Source organism: Alphaproteobacteria bacterium (assembly GCA_030740435.1).
Taxonomy (GTDB): domain Bacteria; phylum Pseudomonadota; class Alphaproteobacteria; order UBA2966; family UBA2966.
The window spans coordinates 1-11524 of record JASLXG010000002.1; the positions used below are offsets into that span (position 1 = coordinate 1).

General features: G+C 65.8%; 11 protein-coding genes. 2 read left to right on the forward strand and 9 right to left on the reverse strand.

Translation table 11 applies throughout. The features are described 5' to 3' along the window. The 5 genes from QGG75_00015 to QGG75_00035 all read right to left on the reverse strand — a co-directional run. The coding region (locus QGG75_00015) for a branched-chain amino acid ABC transporter permease (GenBank protein MDP6065631.1) at positions 1 to 209 on the reverse strand (209 nt) is incomplete at its 3' end. Beyond that, positions 209 to 1621 carry an MmgE/PrpD family protein gene (locus tag QGG75_00020; protein MDP6065632.1) on the reverse strand — a complete coding sequence of 471 codons (1413 nt, stop codon included), beginning with the start codon at positions 1619 to 1621 and terminating at the stop codon, positions 209 to 211. The genes QGG75_00015 and QGG75_00020, both read right to left, overlap by 1 nt. Continuing rightward, positions 1614 to 2516 (reverse strand): branched-chain amino acid ABC transporter permease, encoded by a 903-nt coding sequence (locus QGG75_00025; GenBank protein ID MDP6065633.1) that lies wholly within the window; start codon positions 2514 to 2516, stop codon positions 1614 to 1616. The genes QGG75_00020 and QGG75_00025 overlap by 8 nt, the downstream gene beginning before the upstream one ends. A gap of 29 nt (positions 2517 to 2545) precedes the next feature. Next, complete coding sequence (locus tag QGG75_00030) at positions 2546 to 3700, reverse strand: ABC transporter substrate-binding protein (GenBank protein ID MDP6065634.1); 1155 nt, start codon at positions 3698 to 3700, stop codon at positions 2546 to 2548. 81 nt (positions 3701 to 3781) lie between these two features. Beyond that, on the reverse strand, positions 3782 to 4420 hold the full coding sequence (locus tag QGG75_00035) for a TetR/AcrR family transcriptional regulator (protein MDP6065635.1): 639 nt from the start codon (positions 4418 to 4420) through the stop codon (positions 3782 to 3784). A gap of 153 nt (positions 4421 to 4573) precedes the next feature. Here QGG75_00035 and QGG75_00040 point away from each other — a divergent pair, with 153 nt between their 5' ends. After that, positions 4574 to 5743: an acyl-CoA dehydrogenase family protein gene (locus QGG75_00040; GenBank protein MDP6065636.1), complete on the forward strand. Its 1170-nt coding sequence runs from the start codon at positions 4574 to 4576 to the stop codon at positions 5741 to 5743. 421 nt (positions 5744 to 6164) lie between these two features. On the opposite strand, the gene QGG75_00045 is transcribed toward QGG75_00040, so the two are convergent. Genes QGG75_00045 through QGG75_00060 form a run of 4 tightly spaced genes read right to left on the reverse strand, consistent with a single transcriptional unit; the run spans position 6165 to position 9883 of the window. Continuing rightward, positions 6165 to 7958, reverse strand: a complete 1794-nt coding sequence (locus QGG75_00045; GenBank protein ID MDP6065637.1) for a M3 family oligoendopeptidase — start codon at positions 7956 to 7958, stop codon at positions 6165 to 6167. Between the two features lie 14 nt (positions 7959 to 7972). Next, entirely contained in the window at positions 7973 to 8404 is a 432-nt protein-coding gene (locus QGG75_00050) for a PaaI family thioesterase (protein MDP6065638.1), read from the reverse strand. Continuing rightward, the gene (locus tag QGG75_00055) at positions 8401 to 8880 is read right to left on the reverse strand and encodes a PaaI family thioesterase (protein MDP6065639.1); all 480 of its coding nucleotides are present in this window, start codon (positions 8878 to 8880) and stop codon (positions 8401 to 8403) included. The genes QGG75_00050 and QGG75_00055 overlap by 4 nt, the downstream gene beginning before the upstream one ends. A gap of 25 nt (positions 8881 to 8905) precedes the next feature. Then, positions 8906 to 9883 carry an NAD-dependent epimerase/dehydratase family protein gene (locus QGG75_00060; protein MDP6065640.1) on the reverse strand — a complete coding sequence of 326 codons (978 nt, stop codon included), beginning with the start codon at positions 9881 to 9883 and terminating at the stop codon, positions 8906 to 8908. Between the two features lie 211 nt (positions 9884 to 10094). Between QGG75_00060 and QGG75_00065 the strand changes: the two genes are divergently transcribed. Continuing rightward, positions 10095 to 11504 carry a sigma-54 dependent transcriptional regulator gene (locus tag QGG75_00065; protein MDP6065641.1) on the forward strand — a complete coding sequence of 470 codons (1410 nt, stop codon included), beginning with the start codon at positions 10095 to 10097 and terminating at the stop codon, positions 11502 to 11504. Positions 11505 to 11524 lie beyond the last annotated feature (20 nt).

Sequence of the window (11524 nt, forward strand, 5' to 3'; positions counted from 1 at the left end):
GCGAAGAAGGCGGAATGCGAGATCGAGAGCTGGCCGCCATAGCCCACCAGCAGGCAAAGCCCGACCGCCACCAGGGCGTAAAGCGCCACGAAATTGAGCACGTTGAGATAGAAGTCGTCGCCCAGAACCAGCGGGATCAACAGCACCACCGCCGCCACCAGGGGCCAGGCCAGGCGGTTCCAGTCGGCCCGGGCAAGACGCGCCAGCATCACTTCAGCCCCGCCAGCAGGTCCGAGACATCGGACGCCTTTTCCAGCTCGCCGACGCTCTCGATCAAACCGTCGATGGCGGCGGCGGCAGGCGGCCGGGCCGCGAAGGCGGCACACTTGCGCAGCTTCTCGGCGCAGTCGGCAAAGCTCAGCGGGTTGGCCGGATTGCCCAGCGGAAATTCGGCTTCCATGGTGATCGGGGCGCCGCTCTCGGCCTTGATCTCGAGCCGCGTGCGGCCGAGCACGGTAGCGGTGTCCATGGCCACGTCGGCAACCACCTCGATGCGCTTCGACAAGGCCCGGATTTCGGCGTCGGCGATGACTTCGGGAGCCAACTCAGTGAGGAAAAAGTCGCCCCGAATGAGGGTGGCGGCGACATTGAAGGGCAGCGAGAACTGGGCCGCGGTGGTCGAATAGGGATCCGCCATGTCCTCGATGTGGGCGCCGACCAAGCCGTGGACACCGGGATTGACGGTGACGGTTGCGCCCGCGATGGGTTCGTTGCCCTTGGGGCCGAGCCCCTTGGGGCCGAGCCCCTGTTCGGCCCGGTAGCGCTGGACGAGCTCGAGCGCCGGGTGGCAGCAGCGGCAGGCCGAATAGGGTTTGACGGAAAGCTCCTCGCCGAGAAAGTATTCGCCCAGACCCTCGGTAAGCGGGGCCATGATGGGGTCGGGCTCGAAGGCGTTGAAGAACCCCATGCGGCCGAACAGAAAATCTTCGCTGCCCGTGCTGCCGCGCTCGGCCAACAGCGCCGCGACCAGGGCCGCCTGGGCCACGTTGCCCTGCTGCAAGGGCAGCGCAAAGGCGCCGTCCAGCGCCGACTGGCCTTCGCCCTGGACCGAGGCGTAGGCGATGCCCAGGGCATGCTGGGTCTGCTCGACGTCGAGGCCCAGCACCCGCGCCGCGGCGGCGGTGGGGCCGAAGATCTTGAACAGGTTATAGCGCCCCGAGATCATGGCGTTGACCCGGGTGGCGCGGCCCAAGCGGATGATCAGGTCCTGGGCCAGGGCGAGCGCGGTGATGAAGTCGCGACCTGGAAGGCCACCGCGCGCCTCGGCCAGGGCCAGCAGCAGGGGCACGGCGGAAGCCGAGGGATGTACCGGCTGGTCGTCGATGCAGTCGTCGATCTCCAGCACCCTGGCCAGCACGCCGTTGCACCAGGCCGCCAGCGGTGCCGGCAGGCGGAGGTCCTGACCCACAACACGAGCCTCGGCCTTGCCGCCCCAGCCGGCGGCCAGCTCGATGACCGCGCCCACCGCCGGCACGGAGGTACCGGCCAGCATGGCGCCGATGGTGTCCAGCGTCGCCCGTTTGGCGTTGTCGACGGCACCAGCACCGAGATCCTCGAAGCGGACCCCGGCGACGTGTTCGGCCAGGCGCCGGGACAGGCCTTGGCCTTGGTCCTCAGTCACCCAGCACCTCCTCGTCGTCGAAGCCCTCGGCGCGGCGCGCGCCCATGATGCCGCGGGGCATGAACAAGAGCACGTTGATGATGACGACGAAGGTGATCAATTCCTTGACGGCGTTGGAGACGTAGGTGGCGGCCAGCGATTCCAGCAGCGCGAAGACCAGGCCGCCGATCACCGCGCCGACGATGCTGCCCATGCCGCCCAGCATGGCGGCCGAGAAACCCTTGATGGCCAGCAGCATGCCGCCGGCATAGTCGATCATGATCAGCGGCGTCATGATGATGCCGGCGATGCAGCCCAAGGCGGCGCTCATGACGAAGGAAAGCCTGACCATGTTGGCGGCGCCGATGCCCAAAAGCTCGGCTGCGCGCCGGTCGACGGCGCAGGCCTTCATGGCCTTGCCGTAGATGGAGAACTGGAAAAATGCGGTCAAGGCGCCGATGACGATCACCGCGATGCCGATGATCCACAGCGACTGCGGCGCGATGAAGGCGCCGGCGAAGGCGATGGGCTCGTCGCCCGAGAAGGGCGCGAAGCGGTGGATGTCGGCGTCCCAGATGTGCTGGGCCGAGCCCGAGATGAATAGCGAGGCGCCGATGGTGATGATCAGCACCGAAATCAGCGAGGTGTTGGAGCCCGGCCGGAAGGAAACCCGCATCAGGGCCAGGCCGGCCAGCATGGTCAACAGCAGCGTGGCCGGGATGGCGGCCAATAGCGGCCAGTTGTGGTCGCCATAAAGGCTGACCATGATCATGCCGCCCAGCATGACGAACTCGCCCTGGGCGAAATTGATGATGTTGGTGGCGTTGTAGACCAGCGCCACGCCGACGGCGACGAAGGCGTACATGGCGCCGACGGAGAGGGCGGCGAACAGGGCCTGAAGCAGATCGGCCAACATACCGCCGCCCCCTTACCGTTTTAAGCTGGCTACTTCAACAGCTTCCAGGCGCCGCCCTGGGCCTGGTACATGACCAGGTTATCCTTGCTCAGGCCGCCGTGGTCGGAGGCCGAATAGTTGAAGACGCCCGAAATGCCGACATAGTTCTGCGTCTGCTCGATGGCGGCCCGCAGTTTGGCCTTGTCGGGGCCGCTTTTCTTCAGGGCCGCGATGAGGATGTTGAAGGCATCGAAGGCGGCGGCACCGAACTGGTTGGCGTCCTTGCCGAACTTGGCCTTGTAGGCCTTGCGGTAGCCCTGGATCACGGCCTTCTGGGGGTCGCTGTCAGACAGCGTCTCGGCGCCGTAGAACTTGGCCGAGGCGGTGATGGTGCCTTCGGAGTTCTTGCCCGTGGCCTTGAGGTAACCCTTCGAAAGACTGGCATGGCCATGATAGAGCGGCAGCTTGAGGCCGATCTGGCGGTAGTTCATGGTCATGATGACCGGGGCGCGGCGGGCCGACCAGTTGACCACGGCCTGGGCGTCGGTCTTCTTGATGCGATTGAGCATCGGCGTGATGTCGGCGTCCTCCATGGTGAAGCGGTCCTCGAACACGACTTTGACGCCGTAGTTCGGGCTTTGCTTGATGAACTGGTCGTGGCCGCCCGAGCCGTAGCCGTCCTGGGTGGTGACCAGCGCGATTTTGGAGATGCCGTTGGCCTTCATGTGCTGCAGCAGCTTGTCGACCACGACGCCGTCGCCGGCCGGGGTCTTGAAGACGAATTTGCGCACCGGCACCACGATGGCGTCGGTCGAGGCCGGGATGATGGTGGGTACGCCGGCTTTTTCCACGATCGGGATGATGGGCAGCGCCACCCAGCTCGCCGAGATGCCCAAAATCGCCGTTACCTTGTCCTTCTGAATCAGGCGCTTGATCAGGCGCACGGCCACGTCGGGCTTGGCCTCGGTGTCGTAGAAGATGAATTCCAGCGGCCGGCCGTTGATGCCGCCGGCGGCGTTGACCTCGTCGCGCATCATCTCGATGGTGTTCTTCTCGGCCCCGCCGACGAAGGCGCCGTGGCCGCTGAGCAAGAGCGGCGAGCCGATGCGGATGGGCTCTGCCGCGCCTGCCTTGCCCGCCATGCCGGCGGCCAATCCGGCGGCCAGCGCTAGTCCAATGACTCCACTGAGAAACGATTTCTTCATGGTGCTCTCCTTTAGTTGCCTCCCCTGTGCCGGCTCAGGGCCCAGACGTTCTTTGACGCCTTGGGCACCGCCGGCGGGGCGTTAGTCGGACGTGGTGGCGGGCACTGCCTCGTCGCCAGCACCGAACAAGCCGCCGGTGATGATGCCGAGCAATACCTCGCCAAGTTCTTCGAGCCCGAGCGGCCCGTCTTCGCGATACCAGTGATAGAGCGAGTTCATCATGCCGATGATGCCGAGCGAGAGCACGGTGGGGCTTTGCCCCGATATGCGCCCGCTCGACAGCAATGCATCGAGGCACGAGGTGTAGAGATTGAGAATATCGCGCTCCTTTTGCGTGATGGATCCCAGCTTCTGGCTCTCGATGTGAACCTTGTCCTCGACCAGGATCTTGATGTCGCTGCGCCGCGCCCCGATGACGTCGATGTGGGTGCGCAGCATCGAGCGCAGCCCGGCCTCGGGACCCTGGGCCCGGGTCATGCAACTCAGCAGCGCCTGGTAAAAATCGTTGGAGAACTGCTCGAGAATGGTGATGAGCAGATCCTCCTTGTTTTCGAAGTGGTAATAGAGCGTCGCCTGGGTGATGCCGGCGCGCCTGGCAATCTCACGCATCGAGGCCTTCTGATAGCCCCGTTCGGCAAACACCTCGCGGGCCGCTTCGAGGATTTCGTCGCGCCTCTCTTCCGGTGGCAGCCGTGTCGTGACGCGCGCCTGCGTGGCCATGCAAAATCCCCCCGTTGGCCCCAACAATTACTGAACGCTCGTTTAATTGTCAAGGTGCCTCGGCACCTTTTTGTTTATATAGTGCGGTATTTGAGGGTATATTGGTATTGAAATTTAATGAATGTTCTGTAAGCTAAGGTGCCAGGAGGAACCATGGATTTCAGCCCCAGCGCGGAACAAACCTTGCTCAGCGACACGGCGCGGCGCTTCCTCGAGGTGGAACTGGGCGAAGACGCCGAGCGCTATGGCGATGCGCCCATGCCTACGCAGGTGCTGCGCGATCTCTTGCAAAGCATCGCGCCGCTGGGCTACCTGGGCTCGCGCATAGCCGAGGCCGAGGGTGGCCGGGGTCTCGACTTCGTTTCCGTCATGCTGCTCTACGAAGAACTCTTCCGCATCTTCCCCAGCCTCGGCGCCGCCGCCTTCGTCAACGACGTGGTGGGCTTCGCCATCCAGCGCGACGGCAGCGACGAACAGCGCGAAAAGTACCTGCCCGGCCTGATCTCCGGCGAACTCATCGCCTGCCAGGCAGCCACGGAACCCGAAGTCGGCTCCAACGTGGCGGCCATCCGCATGAAGGCGGTGCGCGAAGGTGAGGGTTACCGCCTCAAAGGCCGCAAGGTCTGGATCACCAACGGCCATCACGCCGACATCTGCATCGTCGTGGCCCGCACCGGCGGGGCCGGGGCCAAAGGGCTGAGCCGCCTCATCGTCGAGCGCCAGCCGGCCGGCTTCACCTCGCGTGAGCTGCCGACGCTGGGCCAGCAGGGCTGTTCGACCGCCGAGCTGTTTTTCGACGAAACCGAAATCCCGGCCCACCAGCTTCTGGGCGGCGAAGGCGCGGGCCTGGCCAACACGCTGACCGACTTCGAGGCGACACGCTGCTATGCCGCCATCGGCGCCGTCGGCATCGCATCCGCAGCCCTCGAGGCGGCCACGCGCTATGCCCAGGAACGCCAGCAATGGGGCCGGGCCATCGCCGGCCATCAGCTCGTCCAGGCCCTGATCGCCGACATGGCCACCGAACTAGACGCCGCCCGCCTGCTGACGCTGCGGGCCAGCGACATGGTGGCCCGGGGCGTGCGCTGCGAGGCCGAGGCGGCCATGGCCAAGTACTACGCCACCGAGGCCGGGGTGCGCATCACCTCGAACGCCATCCAGGTCCACGGCGCGCTGGGGCTGAGCCGCGAGCTGCCCATCGAGCGCTATTTCCGCGACGCCCGCATGATGACCATCCCCGACGGCACCAGCCAGATCCAGACCCTGATCATCGGCCGCCAACGCCTCGGCGTGGCCGCCTTCGGGGACGCCGGGGGAGGTTAGCCGTCATTTGTCATCCCCGCGAAAGCGCTAAGGTATGCACACATCTTCGAGTGCCCAGCCACTTGAAGCATGGAGAGTTGACCACAGAGGCACAGAGGCACAGAGGCACAGAGAGGGTTCTCCGCGGGCGCTGTGGCGGAGCCTTCATGAGCCCACGCTTCCCACCGGGGCTCAACCTGAGTTTTGCCAGACGCCGTCCTTCCAAAGCAGGTGCCAAGACACCTCATTGGCGATCATGCCGACCGGACAACCAGCGCAATTAGACTCTTACGAAATCTCTGTGCCTCTGTGCCTCTGTGCCTCTGTGGTGAATCTACAGGGCTTTTCCATCGCCCAGCCGGTGCCGGGCATAACCGCAACGTCAACCACACGATGCGTGCATCCCTCAGCCATCAAGGGGGAGGGATTGGACCGCCATCCCTCAGGCATCCGGCTCTTCCTCCAGTTCGTCGATAAAGCCCTCGATGACGGCCAGGCCGCGCGACCAGAAGGTGGGATCGGAGGCGTCCAGGCCGAAAGGCGCCAAGAGCTCCTTGTGGCGCAAGGTGCCGCCAGCCCGCAGCATGGCGAAGTATTTTTCCTCGAAGCCCGCCGCCGTGTCCTGGTAGGCGGCGTAAAGCGAATTCACCAGGCAGACGCCAAAGGCATAGGCATAGACATAAAAGGGCGAATGCAGAAAGTGCGGCACGTAGCTCCAGTAATGACGGTAATCATCGTCGAAGTGAAAGGCCGGGCCCAGGCTTTGGCGCTGCACGCCGAGCCAGATCTGGCCCAATTCCTCGGCCGTCAGCTCGCCCTCGGGCCGGCGCGCGTGGAGCTCGCGTTCGAACTCGTAAAAGGCGATCTGGCGCACCACCGTGTTGAGCATGTCCTCGACCTTGCCGGCGATCATGATGCGGCGGCGGGCAGCGTCATCCTCGCCATCCAGCAGCGCCCGGAAGGTGAGCTGTTCGCCGAAGACGCTGGCGGTTTCGGCCAGGGTGAGCGGCGTATCGGCCAGCAGCGCCCCCTGGCCGGCCGCCAGCACCTGGTGCACGCCGTGGCCGAGTTCGTGGGCCAGCGTCATGACGTCGCGCACCCGGCCCTGGTAGTTGAGAAGTAGATAGGGGTGCACGCTGGGCACCGTGGGGTGGGCGAAGGCGCCGGGTGCCTTGCCCGGACGGAGGCTGGCGTCGATCCAGGCGTTGTCGAAAAAGCGCCGGCCGATGTCGGCGAGCTCGGGCGAGAAGGCGCCGTAGGCGGCCAGCACGATATCGCGGGCCTCGTTCCAGGGGATGGTGCGGTCGTCGTCCTCCGGGAGCGGCGCGTTGCGGTCCCAGTAATCGAGCTTGTCCTGCCCCAGCCAGGCCGCCTTGTGGGCGTAGTAGCGGTGCGAGAGCCGGGGATGGGCCTGGCGCACGGCGTCGACCAGGGCCTCCACCACCTCGGGCTCGACCTGGTTGGCCAGGTGGCGGGGCTGGGCCGGCAGCTCATAGCCCCGCCAGCGGTCCTCGATCTCCTTGTCCTTGGCCAGGGTGTTGGTGATCAGCGTCAAGAGCGCGCTCTCGCCTTCCAGCACCCGGGCGATTTCCTTGGCGGCGCCGCGTCGGCGCTCGCCGTCGGGATCGCTGAGGCCGTGCAGCGCCTGTTCCAGGGCCACGCTCTTGCCCTCGATCTCGAAGCTGAGCCCGGCCATGGTCTGGTCGAAGAGCCGCACCCAGGCGGCCCGCCCGGCGACGTCTTTTTCGTGCAGCAGCGTCTCCAGCCCGTCTTCCAGCTGGTAGGGCCGGAAGACGCGCAGGTCGCGCAGCCAGGGGGCGTAATGGGCCAGCCCGGTCGAGGCTTCGAGCTTGGCGGCCAAGTCGTCTTCTTCCAGCCGGTTGAGCTCGAGGCCGAAGAAAATTAGCTCGGTGGTGATGGCGTTGACGCGTTCCTGGGTGTTCTGGAAGAAGCGGCCGATCTCGGGGTCGGTGACGTTGCCGGCATGTAGCAAACCGGCAAAGCTCATGACCCGGCCCAGGATCTCGGAAAGCTCCTCGTAGGCGGCGATGGCGGCGCCCAGGTCGTCGACCGAGAGCTCGGCGATGCGGCCCCGGTAGCGCTCGGCGAATTGGCCGGCCGCGGCGTTGGCGGCCTCGAGGTCGGCGCCCAGCTCCTCGGCATCGGCGCCGGCATAGAGATCGCCGAGGGCCCATTCGGGCAGCTGGCCAAGGTCGTCGGCAACCGCATCCGCCATTCTCGTGCGCCCCATCAGACCAGCAGGAAATGCCCGTGGGCGGCGGCGATGGGCTTGGCCCGATCGTCCTGCCAGGCCTCGACGCGGACGTTGGCGACGCGGCGGCCCTGCTTGGTGATCAGGCCCTGGGCGAAGGTGTCGCGGGTGCGGCCCGAGCGCAGGTACTCGACGGAGATGTTGATGGTCTTGGGCACCCCGGCGGTATCGGTTTCCCAGATCAGCGCCATCAGGGCGGCATTTTCCAAGAGCGCGCTGATGGTGCCGCCGTGCAGTGCCGGCAGGATGGGGTTGCCCACCAGGTGCTTCTGGAAGGGCATGGCGCAAACCAGGCCGTCGTCGGCCAGTTCGACCTCGAAGCCCATGAACTCGGCGTAGGGAATGACGCCGGAAAGCTGGGCCGCATGGCCGCTCTGCTTGGCCGCCCGGATGATCTCGATGAAGGTCATGCCCCCTTCCCCATGGCGGCCTGCCGGGGCCAGTTGCCGGCCGACGAGCCGGCCGAGCCCAGCATGAAGGTGGAGACGCTGGTGGCCACCGGATCGGCCTTGTCGTCGTGGAAGGCGAGCGCCCGCACGAAGGCGATCGAGCGGGTCAGCTTGTAACAATGCGCGTTGGCCAAGAGGTCGTGCTCGGGCGTCGCCGGCTTGAGGTAGTCGATGCGCAGGTCCAGGGTGGCGATGGGGATGATCTCGGCCACCGCCGAGAACACCGATAGGCCCGAGACGGTGTCGATGAACGAGCTGATGACGCCGCCGTGCAAGACGCCCGTATCGGGATTGCCGACCAGGCGCTGGTCGTAGGGCAGCCTCATGGTGCAGCGCCCCTCCGAGATCTCGGTCATCTCGAGCCCCAGCGCCACGTTATGGGCGACGGCGCTGGTCAGACGCTGTCCCACCTCGATGTCAATTTCGAACTTTGGCACTATTTTCCTCTACCTCTTGCCCTCGTCAGACCCCGTGGTAGTCGCGGTACCATTCGACGAAACGCGGCACGCCCACGTCGATGGGCGTGGTCGGCTGGTATCCCAGGTCCTGTTGGATGGCACTGATGTCGGCGTAGGTCTCCTTGACGTCGCCCGGCTGCATGGGCTCGAGTTGGCGTTCGGCGCGCTGCCCGATGGCCTCTTCCAAGACCTCGATCAGGCGCAGCAGCGGCTCGGAGCGGTGGTTGCCGATGTTGTAGAGCCGCCAGGGCGGCGCCTCACCATCGGCCGGCGGATTGTCGAGCGCTCGCACGGTGCCGTCGACGATGTCGTCGACATAGGTAAAATCGCGCCTCATGTCGCCGTGGTTGAAAACCTGGATGGGCCGGCCCTCGTAAATCGCCTTGGTGAAGATGAAAAGCGCCATGTCGGGCCGGCCCCAGGGGCCGTAGACCGTGAAATAGCGCAATCCCGTCATCGGCAAGCGGTAAAGATGGCTATAGCTATGGCCCATCAGCTCGTCGGCCCGCTTGGTCGCGGCATACATCGAGGCCGGCGTGTCGACGCGGTCCTCGACGGCGAAGGGCAGCTTGGTGTTGCCGCCGTAGACCGAGGATGAGCTGGCATAGACCAGGTGCTCGAAGCCCTCGGTCTGGCGGCAAAGCTCGAGAATGACCAACTGGCCGACCAGGTTGGTCTGCACGTAGGCCATGGGGTTCTCGAGCGAATAACGCACTCCGGCCTGGGCTGCCAGATGCACGACGCGGCGGAAGGGGCCGTGTTGGCGGGCCGCCGCGAATACCGCGTCCTGATCGGCCAGATTGGCCCGCACCATGGTGAAATTGGGCTGGTCCGTCAGCCGGGCAGCCCGCGCCTCTTTCAGCGCCGGATCGTAATAGGCGTTGAAGTCGTCGAGTCCGACCACGCGATCGCCGCGCGCCAGCAAGGCCTCAGAGAGCGCCGATCCGATGAAGCCGGCCGCGCCGGTGACGAGAATGTTCATAACGCGTTGTCTCGGTGAGAAGCGATGTGCCGCCATCGGCGGCAGGCTGCGAACGGCGCAAACATAGTGCCACGAAGGCACTTAATCACGCCCTTTTCCGCTGGTGCCGATTGGCGGCTTTTGACGATGCATAAGAAATGTCCTATATCGGGACAACAGTCCGGATGGCTGAGCCCGAGTTGCACTCCGGCGTCCGGGGAAACGGAGCGGCATGGTGCAGACCATCTTGATCGTCCAGGACGACCCGGCCCAAAACCGCTATCTCCAGGAGATCGTCGGCCGCCAGGGCTATCGCACCATCGCCGTGGACGACGGCCAAGAGGCCGTCGAGCTCTTGCTGCAGAGCCGCGGCGAGGCCGTCGATCTGGTGCTGCTGGATCTGGTCATGCCCCGTGTCGACAGTCTCGAGGTGCTGCGCCAAGTCCACCCGGAACGGCCTGATCTGCCCATCGTGGTGCTGACAATAAAGGGCGGCATCGACACCGTGGTCGAGGTGATGCGCGCCGGCGCCGCCGATTTCCTGGTCAAACCGGCGTCACCCGAGCGCCTGCAGGTAACCATCGAGAACGCCATCAAGGTAACCGCGCTCACGGACCAGGTGTCGCGCCTGACGCGCCGCGCCGAGGGCAGCCTCGGCTTCGCCGACATGGTGGCCGAGAGCCCGGCCATGAGCCGCACCATCGATCTCGCCCGCCGCGCCGCCGCTTCGGCCATCCCCATCCTCATCGAGGGCGAGAGCGGCGTCGGCAAGGAGCTCATGGCCCGCGCCATCCAGGGCTCGAGCGAGCGCGCCGGCCGGCCCTTCGTCGCCGTCAACTGCGGCGCCATCCCGGAGAACCTGGTCGAGAGCATCCTCTTCGGCCACGAAAAGGGAGCCTTCACCGGCGCCGACAGCCGGCACGCGGGAAAATTCCTCGACGCCGACGGCGGCACGCTGTTTCTCGACGAGGTCGGCGAGTTGCGCGGCGATTTGCAGGTCAAGCTGCTGCGGGCGTTGCAGGAAGGCGAGGTCGACCCGGTGGGCGCCAGTAAGCCGGTCAAGATCGATGTACGGCTGATTTCCGCCACCAACCAGGACTTGGCCTCGCTGGTGGCCGAGAAGCGCTTCCGCGAGGATCTCTATTACCGCCTCAACGTCTTTCCCATCCACCTGCCGCCGCTGCGCCAGCGCCCAGGCGACGTGGCACCGCTGGTCGAACGTTTCATCACCAGCTATGCCGCCCAGGAAGGCAAGACACTCCAGGGCATCGACGCCGGCGCCCTCGAGCTACTCGAAGCCCAGTCCTGGCCGGGCAACGTGCGCCAGTTGGAGAACAGCATCTTTCGCGCCGTCGTGCTCAGCGAAGGCGAAATCCTGACGCTGGCCGACTTTCCCCACTTGGCGCCGCCGGCAGCGGCGGGTGAGGCGGGTGAGGCGGGTGAGGCGGGCGCGGGCCCGGCCGCCCTCGATGCGGCCGGCGAGCTCAGGCCGCTGCGAGAGGTCGAGAACGACATGATCATGTTCGCCATCGAACACTGCCGCGGCCGCATGACCGAGGTCGCCCGGCGCCTCGGCATCGGCCGCTCGACGCTTTATCGCAAGGTCCGCGAATTGGGCATCGAGGTCGGCGAAGGCGACTGAGGGGAAGTTGCCAGGCGGGC

Coding starts and splice junctions, on each gene's coding strand:
- QGG75_00025 (MDP6065633.1), bottom strand. CDS start 2,516: ATGTTGGCCGATCTGCTTCAGGCCCTGTTCGCCGCCCTCTCCGTCGGC.
- QGG75_00030 (MDP6065634.1), bottom strand. CDS start 3,700: ATGAAGAAATCGTTTCTCAGTGGAGTCATTGGACTAGCGCTGGCCGCC.
- QGG75_00035 (MDP6065635.1), bottom strand. CDS start 4,420: ATGGCCACGCAGGCGCGCGTCACGACACGGCTGCCACCGGAAGAGAGG.
- QGG75_00040 (MDP6065636.1), top strand. CDS start 4,574: ATGGATTTCAGCCCCAGCGCGGAACAAACCTTGCTCAGCGACACGGCG.
- QGG75_00045 (MDP6065637.1), bottom strand. CDS start 7,958: ATGGCGGATGCGGTTGCCGACGACCTTGGCCAGCTGCCCGAATGGGCC.
- QGG75_00050 (MDP6065638.1), bottom strand. CDS start 8,404: ATGACCTTCATCGAGATCATCCGGGCGGCCAAGCAGAGCGGCCATGCG.
- QGG75_00060 (MDP6065640.1), bottom strand. CDS start 9,883: ATGAACATTCTCGTCACCGGCGCGGCCGGCTTCATCGGATCGGCGCTC.
- QGG75_00065 (MDP6065641.1), top strand. CDS start 10,095: ATGGTGCAGACCATCTTGATCGTCCAGGACGACCCGGCCCAAAACCGC.